Below are 21,715 nucleotides of genomic sequence, written 5' to 3' on the forward strand. Positions count from 1 at the left end.
TCCTCAACAACGCTGCAAAAACCATCGGTCCATGATAATGTCTGATTTAACGAGTAGAAAAATCAACTTTCAGTGTTAATTTGCCAACAACATTAAACTTCCGAAAGACCATGTTAATTGAAAGGCGTGATTTCTTATCCACATTGACACTGGCCGGTGCGGCTACCTTGTTTTCCGGCAATCCACTCCTTGGACTGGCATCGCCTAAAAAAGATAAACTGGGCATAGCGCTCGTTGGACTGGGTTATTACAGTACAGATCTGCTTGCTCCTGCACTGCAGCTTACTGAAAAATGTTATTTGGCAGGCATTGTAACCGGCACGCCTGCGAAAGCGGAAACCTGGAAGGCCAAATACAATATTCCCGATAAAAATATTTACAACTACAAGAATTTTGATCAGATAGCTAACAATCCCGACATTGACATTGTTTACGTTGTTTTGCCTCCTGCCATGCACCGCGAATTTGTGGTAAGAGCGGCCAAGGCAGGCAAGCATGTGTTCTGCGAAAAGCCTATGGCACCTTCCGTAGCAGATTGCCAGGCGATGATTAGTGCCTGCAGAGCAAATAAGGTCAAGCTTGCGATTGGTTACCGCTGCCAGCACGATCCCAATATCCAGGCTTACATGAAAGTAGCGAAAGAGCAGAAATTGGGCAAAGTGAAAATGGTGAACAGCGCAGCGGGTTATGTCGATAACCGCACTACACACTGGAAGCAAAACAAGGCCCTGGGTGGCGGCGTGATGGGCGATATGGGTGTTTATGCATTGCAGGGCGCGAGGCTGGCCACCGGGGAGGAACCCATCAGCGTTTTTGCCCAGGCTTCCACGACCCGTCCTGAAATTTATAAGGAAGTGGAGGAAACCATGATGTTCATGCTCGATTTTCCAAGTGGCGCAAAGGCTGCCTGTCAGACGAGTTTTGGGATCAACATGAATTATTTACAGGTAAATTATGAAAAAGGCTGGCTGAAAATGGAGCCCCAGTCGGCCTATAATGGTAACAAAGGGAGCATCTCTGACGGAACCATTATTAATTTCCCTGTAAAAAGTCAGCAGGCAAAACAGATGGATGAGGATTGCCTGGCAATTATCAATAACACAGAACTGATTGCCCCGGGTGAAGAAGGACTTAAGGATATTCGTGTGGTGGAAGCCATTTACAAGTCTGTAGCCTCAGGTAAAAGTGTGAAAATCTGATTGTTTTCCTCTTTTCATCATATTAAACTAGCTTTTGAGCCGAATAAATCACCTATTCGGCTCACTTTTTTTCTATATTTGAGCCGAATAGAAAATTCAATCGGCTCATGCGTTATAATTGGGAACTTCCGGACTGGCCTGACTTCACTTATTCTCTGACGGGCCTGGAGTCTGTCCTTGAAGCATTTTTGCTGGAAACCGGAGAAATTACCGGTATTTTGAAATCTTTGCCTGAGCATGTAAAACAGGAGTCGATCATTGAGACCATGCTTTCCGAAGCAATTAAAACCTCTCAGATTGAGGGAGAGTTTTTAAGCAGACAAGATGTAATGTCGTCTATTCGGAATAATATTGGCCTGAGCGCTACACCGGAACCTGTTCATGATCGTAAATCCCAGGGAATGGGACAACTGATGGTCGATATCCGGGGTACCTATCAGCAGGCATTAACAACGAATAAGCTCTGGCAGTGGCACCAGATGGTGATGATAGATTCCGTCCGCATCCGGGCGGGGCAGTGGCGTACAGGAAACGAACCCATGCAAATCCTTTCCGGAAGCATCGGAAAGGAAAAGATTCATTTCCAGGCGCCACCTTCCGCGCAGGTTGAGGCTGAAATGGACCTTTTTGTAACTTGGTTTAACCAGACGGCTCCCCAAGGCAATAAACCGATCAAAGTCGCACCCGTACGGGCTGCAATCGTTCATTTGTATTTTGAAAGTATACATCCGTTTGAAGACGGAAATGGAAGGATAGGCCGCGCACTTGCAGAAAAAGCATTGTCGCAAACAGCAGAAAGGCCGCTACTGATCAGTTTGTCAAAAACCATTGAAGCCGATAAACAGCGTTATTATGCTGCCCTGGAAAAGGCACAGAAAAGCAACGAAATTTCGGAATGGATCAGATATTTCGCAGATGTAATATTAAATGCTCAGATTGAAAGCAGACAGCTAATAAATTTCACCTTACAAAAAACCAGGTTTTTCGACCGGCACGGAAGTCAAATGAATCCGCGGCAGACAAAGGTTATAGACAAAATGATGCAGGCTGGCAAAGACGGGTTCGAGGGTGGCATGTCTGCAAAAAAGTACATGTCTATTACTAAAACATCGAAAGCTACTGCAACACGCGACTTGCAGCAGCTACTCGAACTAGGAATACTTAGCACTGAAGGCGGGGGACGCAGCGTTCATTATAAACTGCTTTTGTAACAGATCATTTTTATCATTGGGAGTAAAATAAAAAAACAATTTGAGCCCGGTAAAGCATTGCCCCGCTCAAATTGTTTTAGTTGGTTCGAATCCAACCGGACGATCAAAGATTAAAATAATTATTTAAGATCTCCCTTCTCAGCGTCTTTTTTCATATCCTCATTGGCGTAAATGGCCAGTTCAACACGCCGGTTTTTTTCGCGATTTCCTTCTGAGTTATTTTCAAACTTTGGCTGAGACTCTCCATACCATTTTGTTTTAAGTCGGGAAGAAGGCAAATTTTGAGACTTGAGATAGGAGGATACTGCTTCTGCACGGCGTTTGGATAGTTTCATATTGTAATCATCCGAACCTGTATCATCCGTATGGCCTTCCAAAAGAATTTGGGTATCATCATATTTCATCAAAATGCCACCCACTTTTCTAAGTTCGTCTTTGGCACCTTCACTCAATTCGGCAGAGTTAAGCTTAAAGAGCAAGCCTGAATTAAACGTCAGATTTATTCCTTCTCCAACTCTTTCAACAGTTGCATCGGGAATGGCCTGCTTTAATTCCTGTGCTTGTTTATCCATATGTCTGCCAATCAGGTAACCCGCCGAACCGCCCACGGCAGCTCCGATCAGAGCACCCACAACGCTGTTTTTACCAGTTAAGCCACCAATGGCTGCGCCGGCGGCCGCCCCGCCAGCAACGCCTACTCCGGTTCCTTTCTGTGTGTTATTCAAACTTTTACAGCCAATAAAAAAGGCTAACACAATGATAATGATGCTATTTTTTCTCACAATTCAATGATTTAAGTTTCTTTAATTATTTACAGATCATTGTCGCTAACAGGTCGAGCTGCAAATTTCTCAGTCCCAGATCGAGGGCTTTTTTCATATCAGCACAAAGTACGCTCTGTTCCTGTTTTGTCATCCTCTTTGCCAATTCTTTGATATCGGTTGTTACATATTTATGCTGCATCTGTTTTAAGCGCGCCTCAGTCCGGATCTGATATATTTCCAGATCACGTTTCCCCAGATCCACTACCTTGTCATAAGCAGCAAATGCATCGTCGTAATTATTAATCTTGATCATCATGTCTCCTTTCTGAATAAAAAAGGCTGGGTTGCCGGGGTCAAGTTCAATTGCTTTATTCAAATTGGTGTCCGCCTGTGCGAGCATATCAAGCTGGAAATCCAGATGGGCCAGCTGAGCAAACATTCTTGCTCTTCCCTTTAAATCCTTGTTCTTTTTGGTCAATTCGGTAATGCGGACTACATCGGTTTTTGCATCAGTGGTTCTGCCTAGTTTGCTGTAGGCATAACTTCGGGCATAATAAGCCATTACGTTGTTCTGTTTGCTTACTTTAATTGCGTTGTTGGCAGCACCAAGGGCCTTTTCATAGTCTTCAAGCCCATTTGCTGCAATCGCGATTCCAATGTTTGCTTCCTCTTTTGCATCTTTTGCCGAGCAATCTTTCAGTACTTTTTTAAAAGTGTCGAGTGCCTGCTGGTACTGTCCCAGATCGTTTTGTTTGTTGCCTGCCTGAACCTGTTTAAAACATTTATTGGACATCGTAATCAGCTGCTGGGCATGTATCGAAAGTGGACCGAGCAGAACCAGGCATATTAAAAGTTTGGTCTTTAAATTCATAGAAATAAAATTGGTATATTGTTAATCTGCAATTTTGGAAAGAATGCATGAGCCGCGATTACAAAAGCCGCCAAAACACTTCTGACAAATAGAATGCCCGGAAATTTCAAATCCTGCTATACTGCAAATACTTACATCATCTACTCCCGTTTTTAAATTTCTGTCAATATGACTTTATTAAGATTTACTCCCGGACACTGAAAGAGTTTGAGTGACAAAAATTATAGAATCAGTTAAGAGCTAAGAACCGTAAAATATCTGATTTCAAGAATTGTATACGATATGCGGGTACTGACATCTTTTGTTTTAGTAACTTATTTACGCAGGTGTGATTGAAGAATCTTATACAAATGACAGGTTGAAACTGTATGTAATTCGTATGGAGAAGCGCATTAAATCGATGTCAATTCTATCTTTTCTAAAATAGGAATTGTTATAAAAACAAATATATTCTTCTGTCGTATTGAGCAGAATTTTTCCCAAAAGAAGGATTTTATAATCAGGAGGGCATGGTGTGTTTTGGGAAAATGCTGTTTCTCATCCGGCCCTATTAGTATCTGCGAAGCCTGATTATGACGTCATGCAGCCTGAACTTTGAACTTTTTATATCGGTTTGATTTTGTAGGATAATAAGATTAAAATTTTCAAGTGCTTAAAAACCCGGAAAGTTTACGACAGGGAAAAAAGCTTAAAAATCAAAATATTATGGAAGACAGCTGGACAGCCAGGTGGAATGAACGATACGCTGGTGAGTCGTTTGCCTATGGTGAAATACCTAATGAATATCTCAAAGAACAATTAGAACAGTTGCCAGTCGGTTCCATTCTTTTTGCTGCTGAGGGCGAAGGCCGTAACGCCGTTTTTGCTGCAAAACTGGGCTGGGAAGTTTCCGCATTTGATATTAGTGTGGAAGGCAAAAACAAAGCGATGCAGTTGGCCGGGAAAAATCAGGTACGTTTAGATTATCAGATCGGGGAGCTGCAAACACTAAATTTTACTGATGATCAGTTTGACACGATTGCCCTGATCTACGCACATTTTCCCGCTGGTATTAAATCATCCTATCATAAGCAGCTAAGCAGATTTTTAAAAAAAGGTGGATTTGTTATTTTCGAGGCATTTAGTAAAAAGCATCTGAATTATATCGCCAAAAATGACAAAGTGGGAGGGCCAAAGGATGTGGAAATGTTATATTCCATTGAAGAAATTCAATCGGATTTTGAGGAATATGATGTGATTGTACTGCAGGAAAAGGAAATTATGCTGAATGAAGGTCAGTTTCATAAGGGCGTAGGATCGGTAATCCGGTTTGTGGGGCGAAAGAAATAATTTTCAAGGCTATTAGAGAATTTCTCCAATACTACAGTCTTTTTACAACCATCTGATTCATATATACATCACCGTTTATTTTCTGGCATAATTTTAATTCTGACACCGCAAAATGTTTGAATAGCTATGAAAGAAAAATATGAAACGATGCTTACTGCGCTGTCAGCAGCGGTTGCAAATCTAGACCATGTATTTACTGCAACAGAGGTGAGCACCACCATAAATTTATCGGTTAATCCGGAGAGAAATATAAATATTCTGAACCAAACAATGGCGCTCAGAGACTGTATTTTGAGATTAAGAGAGCTATTTTGGCTTTTGGGAGCGCCCGCGTTGAATCTTGATGTGCCTAAGAAAATAAATTTAAAAAATGCTTATGAGGTTCTTTTGAAGAACAATTTTGCTCATATCAAGCAGTTGGAACTTTGGGGTTACGGCATTATAAAAACTTATTTCTTTACTCCCTATATCACAGAAATCAAAATCACTGAGCTTCTAGATGAGATTAGTGGTTTAAGTGATTTGTTATCAGAAGATTATACAGTTTAAGGTGTTCAAATGCAGTTTGAAACGGTAAGTTATTTTATGACTTTGGTCATGTTTTTGTGAACAAACAGAAATTTTCACAAACTAATATATTCTTTTTTATAATTTTGGGGCGAAAAATCACTCAACAAAAGACTTGAAAAGAGAAATTACGATCCTTCTCGCAGAGGACGATGAAGACGATGTCTTTTTATTTAAACATGCTCTTTCTGAAATCAAAACCGCAGTCAGTCTGAAGGTGGTGGCGGACGGTTCGGATGTGATAGACTGTCTTTGTGGTGATTTTATTCCTGACCTTATTTTTTTAGACATCAATATGCCGAAGCTCAATGGCATTGAGTGTCTGCAACAAATCAAATCCCTGCCGGCGCTAAGCCGGATACCGGTTATTTTTCTTTCCACAAATTCAGGTTTGAAAATTATCAGTGAAGTAAAAGATAGCGGTGCAAAAGGGTATATCTCCAAGCCCAACTCAATTGAAATGTTGATTCAGGTTCTGGAATCCGTTTTGAAAATCGACTGGGACAAAAACGAGGATTTTTTCCTGCGTTAAAAATTGGCTTCCCGGGATTTGGCCTTTGCTATTTCCCGACAGATTTGCTATTTCGAAAAGCATAGATCAAAACTATAATAAGACTTACTGCACCCAGCCAGTCTCCTGCAATCGAAAAGAGTGTTTCCTTATGAAAGGAGGATACAGTTCCCAGTAAATTGGTTTTCTCTCCCGAGGAATTGTCGCGCTCAAAAAGTGCTTCTCCGAGATAATTGCTGATCGTAAGCCTTCCGTCACGTGCTGTACGAATAATAGCGAAACCGTTCTCTACTCCTCTCAAAATAGCCATTCGGGAATGCATCCAGTCGTCCACAACAAAATCATAGGCGGGAACAAACAACAGATCGATTTTCTCTTTGCCATATTCACGAATGTAACGTGGAAAATCAAGGTCTTTACAAATAGCGATACCCGCATTTAACGAACCGATCTGAAAAGTGCCCGGCTTACTTCCGGGTGCAAACTGCCGCTCATGGCCTGCAACAAGGTGAACTTTGTCATACCGGTTTGCGATATTGCCATTACTGTCAAAAATTAAAGCCGAATTACGTGCCTGTGCCTGCAGGTAATTGGTAAAACCGGCAATGATGTAAATCCTGTTTTCTTTCGCCGTTTTTGAAAAAACCGAAATGACGCTTTGCTCGTTTTGCTTCGTGAGTTGGATGACAGTTTCGGGCAGCAGCACAACTTTGGCACCGATTCCGGCCAGCTTAGAAATTTCCCTGGCATAAGTTTCGGTGACCGATTTTATTTGCGAGATGGTCTTTTGCTCGGAGTTATAATGAAGCCTTCGCTGCATCGCAACAAGACCTGTTTTAATTGATCGTTCTTCGGAAACAGAACGGTGATTGATTCGATAACTTCCAAAGACAAATGAGAAAGCAAAAAGAACCGCCGCTAAAACCGTTAGGGCAGTAAACCATTTTCTTTTTCTTTCAAAGGTAAACCAGCAAACGGCGATCAATGAAGGAGCCAGGCTGATTAAAAAGGTGATACCTGAAATTCCGGTTAGTGAAGCGACCTGGATAAGTGGTAAAACACCGGCCTGTGAATAGGCAAGACTGGTTGCCGAGCCGTCAGGAGACAAGAGAAACAAAAGGTATTCAAAGGCAGTCCATAAAACGGGGTAGGCGAAAACAGTTAGCCAGCTGTTATTTGTCAATACAACATTTCCGGATTTGACTACAATTCTTGCGTACACATACGGCAGAGCCAGTGTGATTGCTATTGCCGGCAGAAATGAAACCACGGTGTGCAGATAGGCAAACCAGCTCAACCGGCCCAAAAAGTAAGAACCAAAAGCCAGCCAAAAACTAACTTTCGGTGAAAAATAATATGTTGTAATCAGAGAGAAAACAGGCGCAAACCAAACCAGATACCAATACTCACCGGAAAGTCCGTTGCCTAAATACCAGCATAACCCGGACAACAACGAAGCTCCGGCGGCTAAAAAATAATGCATAGGTTTAACGGCATTGTTCGGCGGTTGGATTTTCATTTAAAGTTGGAATGAAGAATGGCTGCATGCTAGCCAGTATCAGCAAACCGAATCAACTGCTCTTTGTTTTTACTAAAAATGCTTAACGTCCGGCACAAGTATACCGGACGGTAAGCTTTTATAAGTGTTAACCTTTCAGTTTATCCGTGAAAAAGTCAATTGTACGTTTCCAGGCCAGTTCAGCGGCTGGTTTGTCGTAACGGGGGGTTGTGTCGTTGTGAAAGCCGTGATTCACATCAGGATAAATGTAGGCTGTATATTCTTTTTTATTTTCCTTCAAAGCTTTTTCGTAAGCCGGCCAGCCTTCGTTGACGCGCGTATCCAAAGCCGCATAGTGAATGAGCAGAGGTGCTTTTATTTTCGGCACATCCTCCGTAGCCGGCTGTCCGCCATAAAAAGGTACCGCAGCTGCCAAGTCAGGCACCCGGACAGCCATCATATTGGCAATGCCACCACCGTAGCAGAAACCAACCACGCCGATTTTTCCATTGCAGTCCTTATGATTTTTCAAATACTCGTAGGCTGCAATAAAGTCCTCCTGCATTTCAGTTTTGTCACGCTTGCTTTGCATTTCCCTTCCCTGATCATCCGTTCCCGGGTAGCCGCCAAGTGGCGTAAGAGCATCGGGAGCAAGAGAGAGAAATCCTGCCAGCGCAGCTCTTCTGCCAACATCTTCAATGTGCGGGTTCAGTCCTCTGTTTTCATGGACAACGATCACACCACCAAGTTTGCCGGTCGCGCCGTCAGGTTTCGACAACAATCCCTTAATCCGCTTGCCGCCTTTTGGAGAATCATAAGTAATATACTCAGATTTTAGCCTTGCATCATTGGCCGGGATCTGGATCGCTCCCTGGTAGTCAGGCATCAGAAAGCTCATCAGTGAAGCCAGCGTTACACCACCCACAGCATACGCCGATAGGTTTTGCATAAAGTTTCGCCTGTCAATCCGGTCGTGGGCGTAGTCGTCATAAAGATCAAATACTTCCTGTTTGATGTCTTCTTTTCTAATCTGACTCATCTCGATATTTAGTAAGGTTTATGGATAAAGCTTTGGAAATAATTCGTGTGCAGCAAATAATGGTCTTGATGTGTGAAAATGGAAATGCAAAAGCCGGCTTGCTTAAAAAATGCTTTGGCGCTGTTTTCTACTTTAAGTTTTATGACTTGCCAGTTTATATTTAATTCAGCATCTGCTTTTTAAATAAAACAGGAGTGAGTCCGACTTCCTTTTTAAACAACCTTGAAAAATACGACAGATTTTCAAAACCCAAAGTATAAGCAATCTCGGAAACTGATTTTTGCTCAGATTTAAGCTGATTTTTCGCTTCCGATATCAGGTAAATGTGAATATGCTCAATAGCCGTTTTGCCGCTTTCCTGTTTCAGAACATCTGTCAGATAACCTGCTGAAATGTTCAGCTTTTCTGCCATGTAGTGAACTGAAGGAAGACCTTTGCTCGTCAGTAAGCCATTCGAAACATACCTGTCCATTTCCTCCGTAAAGCGGCTGACGGTTTTACCCGATATTTCTGAACGGTTAATGAATTGCCTTTTGTAAAATCGCTGGGCGTATTTTAGCATCGTGTCAACATTAGCCAGTATGATTTCGCGACTGTACTCATCCTGGTTGTTTTGATACTCGGTTTCTATTTTGCGGTACAGTTCCCAGATTATTGTTTCTTCTCTCGGAGAGACGTGGAGTGCTTCGTTGGTTTCATAATCGAAATAGTGGTATTTTTTTATTTCGTCATGAAGCGCATGTCCGTTTAAAAAATCTTCATGAATAAAAATCAAAAAGCCATCTTCATCCAGATGGAGGTTTTTCATCTCGATGATCTGCCTCGGTTTGACAAACATCATCGAACCGCAATCATGATCGTATTTCGTTCGGCCATACAGGATAACGCCCGATTTCAGCTTTTTAAAGCTGATCATATAAAAATCGCTTGTAAACTCGCGGTCGCCCAGCGAACAGGTTCCATCACACTGATTGATGCTGAATAGCGGGTTCTCATTTGGAGGCCATCCGTTTTCCCGGTGTAATTCGCTTAAATTTTTATAATGTTTCATTTGTGTTAAAATAAACAAAACACAATCTACAAGAATTAGTTTGCAGATTGTGTTTAAGGATAAAATTACTTCTTTTGATCAGTGACCATGCGCTTCTGCGGAAACTTCTTTCCAGGCTTCAAACTCTGCAAGTCGCTCACTGTAAACCTGTTTTACACCGGGATAGGCTACTTTTCCCAATAAAAAATGAAGGGGCGGATTCTCTGCATCGATTAAGGCTAAAACAGCTTTTGTGGTCGACACCGGTTTACCCCAGCTATCCGGAGTTGCGCCTTCGGCGAATGCCTTTTTTATCGGTGCGTAAACTTCATTGGGCTCTGTTTGGAAAGCCGATGCGCCGGACCAGTCTGTTGAAAAACCATTGGGTTCAATTAAACTTACCTTGATACCGAAATCTTTGACTTCGCTGGCAAGTGTTTCACTCAAACCGTTCACTGCATATTTTGAGGCATTGTAAATTCCCAGAACCGGGAGTGTCACCAATCCAAGGAAACTTGAAACCTGAATAATGTGCCCGCTTTTCTGTGCTCTCATGATCGGAAGCGCCGCCTGCGTAATCCAGAGAAGGCCAAAGAAATTGGTTTCCATCTGGTTGCGCGCCTGCTTTTCGGTTGTTTCCTCGATTGCTCCAAACAGACCAAAACCTGCATTGTTGATCACTACATCAATCTGACCGAAGTAAGAATGTGCTTGATTAATGGCTGTAAAACAAGCTTCCCTGTCATTGACATCAAGCTCAACAGGAAGAATATTTTCGCCATATTGTTCTGTGAGATCATTTAAGTCATTGACATTTCTTGCCGTTGCGGCTACTTTATCACCACGTTCTAAAAGTGCCTTTGCCCAAAGTTTACCAAAGCCGCGTGAGGCGCCGGTAATGAAGATTATTTTTGACATATCATTTTTGTTTTTAATACATTACAAAGGTATTGCGGGGGCGTGCCGGCTGTTTAATACAGAATCCGGTATCCTTGACACATTTCAGGGATGAAAAGTGGATTGAATAAAATGATTCATTCCCAATGAATTTTGTCAGCTAAAAGATCAGCTGGAACGAGCGTTGGCCAACTATTGTAATTTTGACGAACTTGAAACGAAAACTAAATTGAAATAAGTTATGTGCGCAAAAATAAAAGTGGCAATTCTGGATGACTATCAAAATGTTTCTCAGGATTTTGCCGACTGGTCTGTTTTATCTGATCAGGCTGATGTCGTTGTTTTTAATGAACCATTGACAAATATTGCAGAAAACCTGCATCCCTTTGAAATCGTGTGTGTGATGCGGGAACGAATGCCTTTGAATAAAGCATTGCTTACCGCGCTGCCTAACCTGCGGCTGGTTGTTTCAACAGGATTCCGGAACGCTTCAATTGATATTCAGGCGGCAGAGGAGCTTGGCATTACGGTAAAAAATACAGGTTATGTGTGGAGTGGTGCACCTGAACTTACCTGGGCGCTGCTGATGGCGCTTGCAAAAAAAATTCCAAAGGAAAATGGAAATTTCACTTCCGGAAAATGGCAGACTACTATTGGTATTGATCTGGAAGGGAAAACTATTGGCATTGTAGGACTCGGCAATATTGGTTCTAAAATTGCTTCTTATGCAAAAGCTTTTGGTATGCATGTAATTGCATGGAGTGAAAACCTGACAGAAGAAAAAGCTACCGCCGCCGGGGCCAGACTGGTTAGCAAAGAAACACTTTTTAAAGAAGCCGATTTTGTAAGCGTGCACCTGGTGTTAAGCGATCGTTCCAGAGGCATAATAACTTCGGGAGATCTTAACAGCATGAAATCTTCTTCTTTTTTTATCAATACATCAAGAGCTCCGCTGGTTGACGAGGTTGCTTTAATAGACGTTTTGCAGCAAAGAAAAATTGCCGGTGCAGCGCTTGATGTTTTCAGTCAGGAGCCCCTTCCGGCGGACCACATTTACCGCAGTTTGGATAACCTGCTGGCCACACCACATATCGGTTATGTAACTGAAAACACGTATAAGGTCTTTTACCAGGATACATTAAAAGCGATTCAGGAGTGGCTTCACTGAAAGTAACGGTTTTCATACAATGATTGAACCGCTAACTAAGTTGTTTGTCACAATTGCCTTGCAACGACTTATATTTGATAAGCTCTTCTCAAACATTCATGAATCATGTTAATAAAAAACCTAAGTAATTGTTATGAAGAGAGATAAGTTTCTTAAAATGTCAGTTGTTTTACCCTTTATGGGTGGTTTTTCTGATGTTGAAAGGCCTAAAAAAGGTTTTGGTGTAAACAGTGGTAAAGACAGGTTTGACAAGAGCATTTCCCTGCTCGAAGGAGATACTTTTTACACCAAAGTATCTTCGAAGGACACCAATGGTGATTTGTACGTGTTTGAATCTACGCGTGTCAAGATTGGCGGGCCTTCGCTTCATGTGCATGCCGAACAGGATGAATGGTGGTATATTCTGGAAGGTGAATTTAAGATCAAAATTGGAGAGGATCTTTTTGAAGTTAAAGCAGGAGATAGCGTCTTTGGTCCAAGAGGAGTTCCTCATACCTTTTCAAAAGTCGGTGAAGGCACTGCCAGAATGATCATTACCTTCCAGCCGGCGGGTAAGATGGAGCAATTTTTCACTTCAATTTCTGAAGGCGTTATGAAAGGGAAATCTGAAAAGGAACAGGATGCGTTTAGAATAGCACATGGTTTTGAAAGAGTAGGCCCTGCACTTGACTACTTTAAGAAATTTTAGTCCGCCGTCCTAATCGCTTCTTATCAACTCAATTTTCCAAATCATTCAATTTTCAATGAATTTACCGGATTTTGAAGTGCAGCTTTCATGCTTTGAAGACCGACTGTGATAAATGCCAGGAAAACCGAAATAAGTCCGGCTAAAATGTAGATCATCCAGTTGATTTCAGCCTGAAAAGCAAAGTTTTTCAGCCATTCGTTTACCGCCAGGTAAGACAAACCAAGGCCGATGACAATTGCGATAATTACCAGTTTAACAAACTCAAATGAGAACATGGCAACGATACTGAATACATTTGCGCCAAGTACTTTACGGATACCAATTTCCTTCATGCGTATTTGTGTCATAAAAGTAACCAGGCCGAAAAGTCCCAGACAAGCTATAAATACGGCGATTGCCATAAAGACATTCAGCATTTTTGAAACCCGGAGATCTTCTTTAAACATTTCATTGAAATCGTCGTCTGCGAATGAATACTGGAAAGTACGTTCCGGTTCAAACTGTTTGTAGACTTTTTCAAGCAAAGCTATTTTTTGCTGAATGTTGTCCTTTGGATTTAGCCGAACCTGTAAAGACTGAAAGGGCTGTCTGTACTTTCTTTCGTCATGAACTTTTAAGATAAAAGCTCCCATTTTAACTTTTGGTCCGAGATTGTCGATGTCTCTGATGACACCCGCTACCTTGCCCATTGGCTTTTTAGCTTCCGAAAATAGGTCGCTTCCTACGGCATTGTCATTTGTTAGTCCAAGGGCTTTAACCGTGGTTTCCGTGATAACGTAATAATATCCGTCAACAGGGGGTATATTTTTATCTATAGGTATAAGGACTTTTACTTCCATGTTTTCAATAAAATCTTCGTCAACCGTATTTGACCATATAAAAGCCTGTTCTCTTTTTACCGGATTGTAGTGGTTAATTCCTACAAAACTGCCCAGCAACGGATAAACAGATGTACTTACATTCTCAAAACCATGGCGATTTTTAAGCTCTTGTTTCAGCGTCCAGCTCTTCCAGGATAATTTTTTTCCAAGGTCAATGTTTACCAGTTGTTCTTTGTTGTAGCCAGGGTTTTTGTTTTTCATAAAACTGATTTGTTTCTCAGCCACGACACTACCCAGAATCAGCGATGTGGAAATACCAAATTGTAAAATGATAAACACGCGACGTGCAAATAAGCCTTTGCTATTAAATAATACATTGCCTCTTAAAACCTTGGCGGGCGAAAAGCCTGATAGTATGATTGAAGGATAAATGCCGGCAAGCAAAGCAGTAAGAACGAGGACCAGTATCGCTGCGCTTACAAATGGGATTCTTTTGAGCTCTGAGATTTTTATATCAAAACCGAGCAGATCATTAAAAAAAGGACGAAAAGCGAATGTTAAAACCACAGCCAGCAAAAAAGCCAGTAAAGTGATCAGCATCGATTCGGTGAAAAACTGTCCAAGTAGTGAAAACCGGCTTACACCCAGTGTTTTACGGACGCCCACTTCTTTCGCCCGCACAACCGCACGGGCAGTTGTAAGATTGATGTAGTTAAACAAGGCCAGCAGCAAAATACCAAGTGCAATACCAAAGAAGGCTTTAACCATCATATTTTCGGATGCAGGTCCGTTGGCATGCATCGTAAAAAGCGGCTGGAGGCGATATTTATTCTTACTGTTGTAATCGTATCCGTCGATAAACTTACAGGCGGCCGGAATCTTTTTCAAAACACTCCTGGCTGAGTTTTCGGAATCCAGCATCAGGAAAGTTTCATAATAAGGTGCGGTAATTAATGTATCCAATTTTTTGCCCGTGTCAGTAGAGCCGATTATTTCGAACTCAAGGGTGGAATTCGCCGCTGTATTTTCCATCACACCTGTTACCTCCAAAAGTGTTGTTTTGGCTTTAGTAAAGGGTGCATCTGTTGTTTTTTTATCAGTAAACGAAAACAACTCAGGCCCTCGGTGAAGCAGTTTCCGGCCAACAGGATCCTGATTACCAAAGTACTTTTCAGCCATTTTTTCGGTAATAACAACTGTGAGCGGTTTTTTAAGTGCAGTTGCAGCGTTGCCTTTTACAAGCTTAAATGTAAATACATTAAAAAAAGAGGTGTCAGCAAATGCAATTTGCTGATCCGTGTCTAACCGGTCTGGCTGACTGGGATTTTGAACGAACGCCGAATTCCAGTTGGATATTCTCACGTAATTGACAATTGCCGGATCAATTTCTTTCAAATAAGGTGCAAGTTCATCCTTGTAATTTGTGTTGGGAAATTCCAAATCCTGCGATGGATTGTGATGTTGGATAGCGAATATCCGGTCGCCTTTTTTATGGAAACGATCATAGCTCAATTCATGAATGACAACCTGCAGGACAATAAAAGAAGCCGCCAGCCCGATTCCCAACCCAACTATGTTGATCAGGGAATAAACTTTATGTTTCTGTAAGTTGCGGAATGCAATTTTAATATTGTTAACAAACATGCTGGCGGCGAGTATTTTTATGAAATATTATAAGTATTACTTCATAAAACCTTACCGTTGTTTATTGGTTAAAATTGGTAAAAAGGGCTAAGATCTGCCTGGTTAAAATTTAAAAGCATATTTGATAAAAGTAGGTAAAGTTAGACTTTGGTACACCGCCGGATCGGTAAACTTTGTTTTCTCTGGCTGCCTGCTTTTACGAACCCGTAATTGTTAAAGCTGTGATCATTTCGTCTTTCAAAGTAAAATGATACAGCAACACAATCGGGCTTCCGGGAAAGGTACCTGAGACCTCTGTTTTTAAAATACTGGTCTGCTCCGAGGCAGAATAAGCGACCGGCTCCAATGTGATCTGATAATTTGCATTGGTCTTTTCATTCCAGTGTTTTATCTCCTGACGCCCTGTGTGCGTTGCGCCTTCATCAAAAACGACCGCATCCGGTGTAAAACATTTTGCATAGTCTTCACTATTAAATGCTGCCTGTGCTGATAACAGCGCTTTGATAACTTTTGGTAATTCCATAATTTCTAAAGTTTGTGAAATGGTTAAATGGTCGGAATTGTTCCGCCGTCGATGACGAACTCTGTTCCTGTCAGATAGCCGGCCCTGGGCGATACCAGAAAACCAACCAGTTCTGCAACTTCTTCGGGCTGGGCCGGTCTGCCAAATGGTATCCCGCCCAAAGCATCCATCACACTTTGCTCAGCCTCCTGAACGGTTGTGTTAGAACTTTCTGCGATTCGCTCCATCAGACGTGTTGCAGAAGTCGTTTTGATCCAGCCCGGTGAAACGGTCAGCACACGGACGCCTTTTGGTGCAACTTCATTGGACAAACTTTTGCTGTAGTTGACCAGTCCCGCTTTTGCTGCGGCATAGGGCAGGGTCGAGTCGTACAAGGGTAACCGGGCCTGGGTAGACGCAATATGAATAATGACACCGGATTTTCGCTCAATCATTCCCGGCAAAAATCCTTTGTCCAGTCTGACCGGCGCCAGCAGATTTGCCTGAATCGTTTCCACCCAGTTCTGGTCGGTAAGTACATCAAATCCGCCGCCCGGGGTTTCAGAGCTGCCCAGATTGTTCACGAGAATATCCAGTCTGCCAAAACCTGTTTTAATCTGCTGGATCACTTTTGCAGCACCTTCGGCAGTACTAAGGTCTGCCGGAATAAAGTGTATCCGGTCATTTTTCTCTTCCGGTTTATTTCGTGCTGTTACGATCACCTTCGCACCTGCGTTGAGCAGACGATCTGCAATGGCCTTTCCTGCACCCTTTGTGCCGCCTGTTACCAAAGCAGTTTTGCCTGATAACTCATTGTTAAAATTGAATTTCGTTTCCATATAATTCAAATGATTATAGGACAAAATTCGATCATACAGCAGGTTCATACAAGTACGGGCTATCGAATTGCATAGGGGTAAATTTAGCCCATATTGTACCGTATGGAACATAGGGTTATTTTTGTGATATGAAAGACAGAAAAATTGCTTTGAATTTAAACTGCGGACTGGATCTGATCGGGGAGGTGCTTTATGGCAAATGGAAAATCCGTTTGCTGTGGTTTATCGATGAAGGTTTTCAACGACCGAGTGAGCTGCAGCGGAAAATTCCGGGTGCTTCACGAAGGGTTCTGAACACGCAGTTGAAAGAACTGGAACAGCATGGCCTGGTTTCAAAAATCATTTATGCTCAGGTTCCCCCAAAGGTCGAATACAGCCTTACCGAGTTTGGCAAAACTGTAATTCCGGTTTTATCGGCTTTGGGTAAATGGGGCGACGATAATGAAGAACGCCTAAGATCTGTAATCCTGGCCTTTCCGGATAAGTTGGCAGATTAACAGGCTTCCGGCGACCTGATCCTGAAATCGTTGTTGATGCAGGTGGCGTAATAGGTATATCGAACCAGCTTCTACGCCGACGAAATACGCACAGAATAGCCTGGTTATGGCAGTTTTTCTAATAAAAGAACTGCTCCGAGATAATTTCTCCGTCTTTCACCTCATAAAGCATGATCTGGTTGATCCGGATTCTTCCGTGGGGTTTTACGGAAATGTCGATTTCCCTGGTTACAGCAAAATGATTTCCGGTAACGATGGGCTCACCGGTGTAAGTTCTGTATCCGGCTTCAATCCGGCTTACAAAATCTTCTCCTTTTTTACGAACAGCCGCTTTCCCCTCCGCATATCCGAAATAGGGAGAGCCTACCGGATCGATGCTTTTCACATTCTCGGCAAAAAACTCATCCTGAATCTCAAACCATTTTTCCTGCTGAGCAAGCTCATGGAATCTGGCGGTAACCTCCTGGGTTGTTGGTTTCTGTTGTGCTGACATGGTTTGGCTGGTAGTTAATACACAACAAATGTACGCAGCGTTTAATAGCGCAGCCGGGTGTTAAATGGACTTTGTCGCGTGTGGATTTGGACATTCAATTTAAACAGCTGATTTCGGACGAAACCTTACCTATGGAGAAGTCGAAAGAAAATCAGATGGGGATATAATGCTTAAAAATAGGGTTCTGTACAATAATTGTCAGGATTTAGGCCTATTGGTATTGTTTTTGTAGCAAGTTAAAGTGGAAGATAAATTTTGACTCATTAATATAAATTATACCATGGGAACTTTCAAAAAATTAGTAGGAGTAGGCGTAGTGACAGGCGTAGTTTTGTACGCATATCTCAGAAAATTCAGCGCGAAGATGAACCAAAACAGCCTGCCGGAGCCTACCAAAGAAGCAACGCCGCAGCTGGTGTAGGATTTAGGGATTACATATATTTTTTCAAGAACAGCCAATTGACTTTTGTAGGTCGTTGGCTGTTTTTTACTTGATTAACCGCAACAGATAAATAGTTTACACAAAAAAATGCATCAAACACACCTTATTTGAAACTAATAATCTCAGGTGTTTTAACCAGTACCTCGTTCAGCATTTGCAAATACTGTTTCTTGCCATATACCTGCCAAATGACTGTTAACGTACCATTATCCTTACTCACCTGAAACTGTTCCAGACGCATATCCTTTGAATTGAGTTTATTTTCCAGTGATTCAATCTGATCAAAATCAGCGTTCCTAAAAGTAACAGTCAGCATTTTTTGTCTATCCAGTTTACCAATCAGATCCTCTATTTTGCTGGCTAACAACAATATAACCAAAGTAATAATCGTAAAAACAAAAGCCAGGGCATGATAACCGATCCCGGTTGTCATACCGATAGCCGCAGAAGTCCAGATTACAGCGGCAGTTGTAAGACCATATACAGAAAACTGATCCTTAAAAATAACACCTGCACCAATAAAGCCAATTCCTGTAATGATGTTTGCCGAAATGCGATCATCGGTACCGGCACCATGTCTGGATACAATAGTAAAAATAGTTGAACCCAGCGTGATGAGAATGATTGTTCTGAAACCTGCCGATTTATTTTTATACTCTCTTTCAAAACCGATGATCCCACCGCAAAGTATAGCCATTAGCATGCTGATTATATCAGCCGTTTCTATCACAAAGTCCATTGTACTGAATAATTAAATTGTCAAAACTTAAAAAAAATAATGTGCCAGTGTTTGTAATAAGCCTTTTTACTGCACATCTCTTTCATTTCCGTAAGCGGCATCATGATTTCGCCCAGTAAATATAGGCTGCTTTATCAGGAGTATGCACACAGAATGAATCGGAATAAATTCTGATGAATTATCTTCGTTACCATGTTCCTTTTACAAAAGCCATTATTATACATATATAAAGACGTGATATGAGGTTTAGTAGTAGTCTTTTTGAAGTTCAATTTCATTAAAAGGATAACATTCCCGACAAGTATCCTTTTAATCTACCTCTGATACCGATTGCTTACGCAAATTCAATCATTTATGAATTTAGTGAGAGTGGAATTCTAGCCAAAAACTAAAAAGACACTGAAATTTTCAGAGCCTACGCTGATTTTATTGAATATATCGAAAATGCGTAGACTGGTATAAGTTCAATATTAATTTTACATAATCCGTTGCAGGATTGTGTTTTTCCCTGCTACATTTGGGAAACTATACTTACCCGAAACATGAAAATATTTATCTCCACAATCCTGGCGTTATTTGCCATACCTGCATTTTCTCAAATAAATTTTGTCAGAAAATCGACCTGGGAAGAAGTTGCCACACTGGCCAAAACAGAAAAGAAGCTGATTTTTCTGCACCTGGAAGATGATAAATGTGAAGAATGTAACGAGATCACCACGAAGGCTTTTGGATCAGCTGATACAAAGGACGTATTCGGACAAAATTATATTTCTGTAAAAGCAAATCTCGAAACAGCGGAAGGACAAAAGTTTGCGGAGAAGTTTGAGATAAAAGCTGGCCCGGTTTCACTTTTTATTGATGCCGGTGGTAACATCTTAAACAGGTTCAACGGGTTAGCCGGGGCCGGATTTATGTATGCCGAACAGGCGGAAGTTGCCCTGAAAAGAAGGTCAGGAAAGCAACTGAACGATTATGCCAGGGAATACAGCAGCGGTGTAAGATCTCAAAAATTTCTGGAAGAATACATTGTTAAACGCAGGCAGGCCGGTATGCCGGTGGACGAACTGCTTGAAAAATATACCGGTGGGCTACCCCTGGACTCCCTGAGTAGTTTCAGGGTCGTGAAATTTATCTATATGCATGGCCCTTCGCTCGACAGCAAAGTATATAAAGCAATACAGGCAATCACGCCCCGTCAGATGATTGACAGTATGTATAAGTCCAGCCCTTATCAGGAAGCAGTAGCCATGAACAATGCGATCATTTCGGCCACGATGCAAAAAGCAATAGCCAAAAAGGACCGGAACCTGGCTTATCAGCTTACCTATTTTGTGCAGAATAGTTACAATCCTGACCATTTTCTGGGTATGATGGCCGGTCAGCGTAACATGCTTCGGTACTTGTATGAAATTAAGGATACTACGCAATATATTCGGGAGACAGCCCAATTTGTGGACGGCCAGCACATGCGACTGACGGCGGATTCGTTAAGGCGGATGGACGACAGGATGATGAATCCTCCAAAGGTTGCTGCTGGTTCGAAAACGAAACAAGCCCGCCCACAGATGATGCCTCAATCGGTGTTTATACACATGGACCTGAATGAACATGCGTGGCACTTTTTTCAGATGTCGTCAAAAACCGATGACCTGGAACGGGCATTGAAGTGGTCGTACCAATCACAGGAATTTTTTAATAACCTTTATAGAAACACCGGGCACCCCATGCGCCTGGGAAACCCTGCTTACATTGATACTTACGCCCAGCTTTTGTATAAACTTGGCAGGAAGGAAGAAGCAATTGAATGGCAAACCAAGGCAGTGGAAGCGCAAAAAGTGACAGGCACTCCACATGCTTCTTTTGAAACAACTCTTGAAAAAATGAAGGAGGGAACTTTGCTAAAGTAGGGTGCTTTGGAGTAATATTGGTTAGTCAGTCTTTAATTGAAATTTGAAGTCGGGAAAAAACTCAGAAAGATTATTGGTTGTACTGTCAAAAACCATTTTCCAAAGGTTTGATTTCATTAACTTTGCCCAATGATCACAAACCCAGAATGTGCAGCCGGTGCTTTTCGCAGTCCGGATGTAAAACTAAAGGGCTTCAAAATCCATGAGATTACCGGACCGGCTTATCCTGCGCTTTTTTATGGCCGGAGAGACTTTTATAAAATTGTCCTGGCGACCGGGCATTTTAAAATTTGTTATGGCGATATGACTTTTGATATCGATGATACCTTCCTGTTTTTCGGTAATCCGCACATTGCCTATTCCAACGAACATCTTTCTCCCGAGCAGCAGGGTTATGCCTGTGTGTTTACCGAGGTTTTCATCGGAAGCAGGGACCGGACAGACAGTTTGCTAAATGCGCCGATATTCCGTTTTGAAGGAACACCCATTGTTCCTCTAAACAAGGAGCAGGCCATATTTGTCTCCGCTCTTTTTCAAAGGATGCAAGCTGTATATAGCGGTGATTACGATCAAAAAGCAGAAATGCTTCGCAGCTGTATTGATCTGATCATTCACGAGGCTCTGCGTATTCAGCCGCAAAACGGGCTGATACTAAAAAACGCAGCAACCAGGATCACCAGTTTATTTATGGAACTACTCGAGCAGCAGTTTCCAATAGAGACCACTTCCGATCCGCTCAGATTGCGAACAGCCCGGGATTTTGCCGAACAACTTTCGGTGCACGAAAACTATCTGAATCGCTCGGTAAAGGAAGTTACTGGTAAACCTATATCGGTGCATATCTCCGGGCGCATCGCCGCAGAAGCCAAAGCGCTTTTGCAGCACACCAACTGGAGTGTGTCGGATATTGCATACAGTCTGGGTTTTGAGTATCCGAGTTATTTCAACAACTACTTCAAAAGAACAGCCGGTCTGGCTCCGAATGCTTACAGGAAAACTAAAATGGAAGTATGAAAATCATAACTTTTGGTTTGATTCTCTTTAAGAATACCCGCCGGT

At 42.0% G+C, this 21,715-nt stretch carries 22 protein-coding genes; 11 read left to right on the plus strand and 11 right to left on the minus strand.

Annotated features, from left to right (window positions below; all coding sequences use genetic code 11):
• The first annotated feature begins 110 nt into the window (after positions 1-110).
• Together E0F88_RS04140 and E0F88_RS04145 are read left to right on the plus strand one after the other, a co-directional pair.
• Positions 111-1,199 carry a Gfo/Idh/MocA family protein gene (locus E0F88_RS04140; RefSeq protein WP_131956863.1) on the plus strand — a complete coding sequence of 363 codons (1,089 nt, stop codon included), beginning with the start codon at positions 111-113 and terminating at the stop codon, positions 1,197-1,199.
• A gap of 107 nt (positions 1,200-1,306) precedes the next feature.
• Complete coding sequence (locus tag E0F88_RS04145; RefSeq protein ID WP_131956864.1) at positions 1,307-2,410, plus strand: Fic family protein; 1,104 nt, start codon at positions 1,307-1,309, stop codon at positions 2,408-2,410.
• Positions 2,411-2,529: 119 nt separating this feature from the next.
• Here E0F88_RS04145 and E0F88_RS04150 read toward each other — a convergent pair whose 3' ends face one another.
• Complete coding sequence (locus tag E0F88_RS04150; protein WP_131956865.1) at positions 2,530-3,192, minus strand: YiaD family glycine zipper/OmpA-like lipoprotein; 663 nt, start codon at positions 3,190-3,192, stop codon at positions 2,530-2,532.
• 25 nt (positions 3,193-3,217) lie between these two features.
• Positions 3,218-4,045: a tetratricopeptide repeat protein gene (locus tag E0F88_RS04155; RefSeq protein WP_131956866.1), complete on the minus strand. Its 828-nt coding sequence runs from the start codon at positions 4,043-4,045 to the stop codon at positions 3,218-3,220.
• Positions 4,046-4,750: 705 nt separating this feature from the next.
• Here E0F88_RS04155 and E0F88_RS04160 point away from each other — a divergent pair.
• The 3 genes from E0F88_RS04160 (at position 4,751) to E0F88_RS04170 (ending at position 6,473) form a co-directional block, all read left to right on the plus strand.
• On the plus strand, positions 4,751-5,374 hold the full coding sequence (locus E0F88_RS04160; protein ID WP_131956867.1) for a class I SAM-dependent methyltransferase: 624 nt from the start codon (positions 4,751-4,753) through the stop codon (positions 5,372-5,374).
• Between the two features lie 126 nt (positions 5,375-5,500).
• The gene (locus E0F88_RS04165) at positions 5,501-5,923 is read left to right on the plus strand and encodes a hypothetical protein (protein ID WP_131956868.1); all 423 of its coding nucleotides are present in this window, start codon (positions 5,501-5,503) and stop codon (positions 5,921-5,923) included.
• Positions 5,924-6,056: 133 nt separating this feature from the next.
• Positions 6,057-6,473: a response regulator gene (locus E0F88_RS04170; RefSeq protein WP_165939989.1), complete on the plus strand. Its 417-nt coding sequence runs from the start codon at positions 6,057-6,059 to the stop codon at positions 6,471-6,473.
• Positions 6,474-6,501: 28 nt separating this feature from the next.
• On the opposite strand, the gene E0F88_RS04175 is transcribed toward E0F88_RS04170, so the two are convergent.
• From E0F88_RS04175 to E0F88_RS04190, 4 genes are all read right to left on the minus strand, one after another.
• Positions 6,502-7,935 carry a nitrilase-related carbon-nitrogen hydrolase gene (locus E0F88_RS04175; protein ID WP_165939990.1) on the minus strand — a complete coding sequence of 478 codons (1,434 nt, stop codon included), beginning with the start codon at positions 7,933-7,935 and terminating at the stop codon, positions 6,502-6,504.
• 163 nt (positions 7,936-8,098) lie between these two features.
• Entirely contained in the window at positions 8,099-8,989 is an 891-nt protein-coding gene (locus tag E0F88_RS04180) for a dienelactone hydrolase family protein (RefSeq protein WP_131956871.1), read from the minus strand.
• Positions 8,990-9,149: 160 nt separating this feature from the next.
• Positions 9,150-10,040: a helix-turn-helix domain-containing protein gene (locus E0F88_RS04185; RefSeq protein ID WP_131956872.1), complete on the minus strand. Its 891-nt coding sequence runs from the start codon at positions 10,038-10,040 to the stop codon at positions 9,150-9,152.
• A 78-nt stretch (positions 10,041-10,118) separates the two neighbouring features.
• Positions 10,119-10,937, minus strand: a complete 819-nt coding sequence (locus E0F88_RS04190; RefSeq protein ID WP_131956873.1) for an SDR family NAD(P)-dependent oxidoreductase — start codon at positions 10,935-10,937, stop codon at positions 10,119-10,121.
• A gap of 220 nt (positions 10,938-11,157) precedes the next feature.
• Here E0F88_RS04190 and E0F88_RS04195 point away from each other — a divergent pair, with 220 nt between their 5' ends.
• Positions 11,158-12,084 (plus strand): D-2-hydroxyacid dehydrogenase family protein, encoded by a 927-nt coding sequence (locus E0F88_RS04195; protein ID WP_131956874.1) that lies wholly within the window; start codon positions 11,158-11,160, stop codon positions 12,082-12,084.
• 133 nt (positions 12,085-12,217) lie between these two features.
• Complete coding sequence (locus E0F88_RS04200) at positions 12,218-12,772, plus strand: cupin domain-containing protein (RefSeq protein WP_131956875.1); 555 nt, start codon at positions 12,218-12,220, stop codon at positions 12,770-12,772.
• A gap of 41 nt (positions 12,773-12,813) precedes the next feature.
• On the opposite strand, the gene E0F88_RS04205 is transcribed toward E0F88_RS04200, so the two are convergent.
• The 3 genes from E0F88_RS04205 to E0F88_RS04215 all read right to left on the minus strand — a co-directional run bounded on the left by E0F88_RS04205 (position 12,814) and on the right by E0F88_RS04215 (position 16,578).
• Positions 12,814-15,237: an ABC transporter permease gene (locus E0F88_RS04205; RefSeq protein ID WP_131956876.1), complete on the minus strand. Its 2,424-nt coding sequence runs from the start codon at positions 15,235-15,237 to the stop codon at positions 12,814-12,816.
• Positions 15,238-15,433: 196 nt separating this feature from the next.
• A complete protein-coding gene (locus tag E0F88_RS04210; RefSeq protein WP_131956877.1) occupies positions 15,434-15,760 on the minus strand; it encodes a nuclear transport factor 2 family protein in 327 nt (108 codons plus the stop codon).
• 23 nt (positions 15,761-15,783) lie between these two features.
• Positions 15,784-16,578, minus strand: coding sequence for an SDR family oxidoreductase (locus E0F88_RS04215; protein ID WP_131956878.1), 795 nt, complete (start codon positions 16,576-16,578; stop codon positions 15,784-15,786).
• A 128-nt stretch (positions 16,579-16,706) separates the two neighbouring features.
• Between E0F88_RS04215 and E0F88_RS04220 the strand changes: the two genes are divergently transcribed.
• Positions 16,707-17,075 carry a winged helix-turn-helix transcriptional regulator gene (locus E0F88_RS04220; RefSeq protein WP_131956879.1) on the plus strand — a complete coding sequence of 123 codons (369 nt, stop codon included), beginning with the start codon at positions 16,707-16,709 and terminating at the stop codon, positions 17,073-17,075.
• Positions 17,076-17,193: 118 nt separating this feature from the next.
• On the opposite strand, the gene E0F88_RS04225 is transcribed toward E0F88_RS04220, so the two are convergent.
• On the minus strand, positions 17,194-17,568 hold the full coding sequence (locus E0F88_RS04225; protein WP_131956880.1) for a nuclear transport factor 2 family protein: 375 nt from the start codon (positions 17,566-17,568) through the stop codon (positions 17,194-17,196).
• A gap of 280 nt (positions 17,569-17,848) precedes the next feature.
• On the opposite strand from E0F88_RS04225, the gene E0F88_RS33590 reads away from it, so the two are divergent.
• The gene (locus E0F88_RS33590; protein ID WP_165939991.1) at positions 17,849-17,989 is read left to right on the plus strand and encodes a hypothetical protein; all 141 of its coding nucleotides are present in this window, start codon (positions 17,849-17,851) and stop codon (positions 17,987-17,989) included.
• A gap of 124 nt (positions 17,990-18,113) precedes the next feature.
• On the opposite strand, the gene E0F88_RS04230 is transcribed toward E0F88_RS33590, so the two are convergent.
• Positions 18,114-18,749 (minus strand): MgtC/SapB family protein, encoded by a 636-nt coding sequence (locus tag E0F88_RS04230; protein WP_131956881.1) that lies wholly within the window; start codon positions 18,747-18,749, stop codon positions 18,114-18,116.
• A 542-nt stretch (positions 18,750-19,291) separates the two neighbouring features.
• On the opposite strand from E0F88_RS04230, the gene E0F88_RS04235 reads away from it, so the two are divergent.
• Positions 19,292-20,656, plus strand: coding sequence for a hypothetical protein (locus tag E0F88_RS04235; protein WP_131956882.1), 1,365 nt, complete (start codon positions 19,292-19,294; stop codon positions 20,654-20,656).
• Positions 20,657-20,785: 129 nt separating this feature from the next.
• Positions 20,786-21,670 carry a helix-turn-helix domain-containing protein gene (locus E0F88_RS04240; RefSeq protein ID WP_131956883.1) on the plus strand — a complete coding sequence of 295 codons (885 nt, stop codon included), beginning with the start codon at positions 20,786-20,788 and terminating at the stop codon, positions 21,668-21,670.
• The last annotated feature ends 45 nt before the right edge of the window (positions 21,671-21,715 follow it).

Source organism: Dyadobacter psychrotolerans, from assembly GCF_004349265.1.
Classification (GTDB): domain Bacteria; phylum Bacteroidota; class Bacteroidia; order Cytophagales; family Spirosomataceae; genus Dyadobacter; species Dyadobacter psychrotolerans.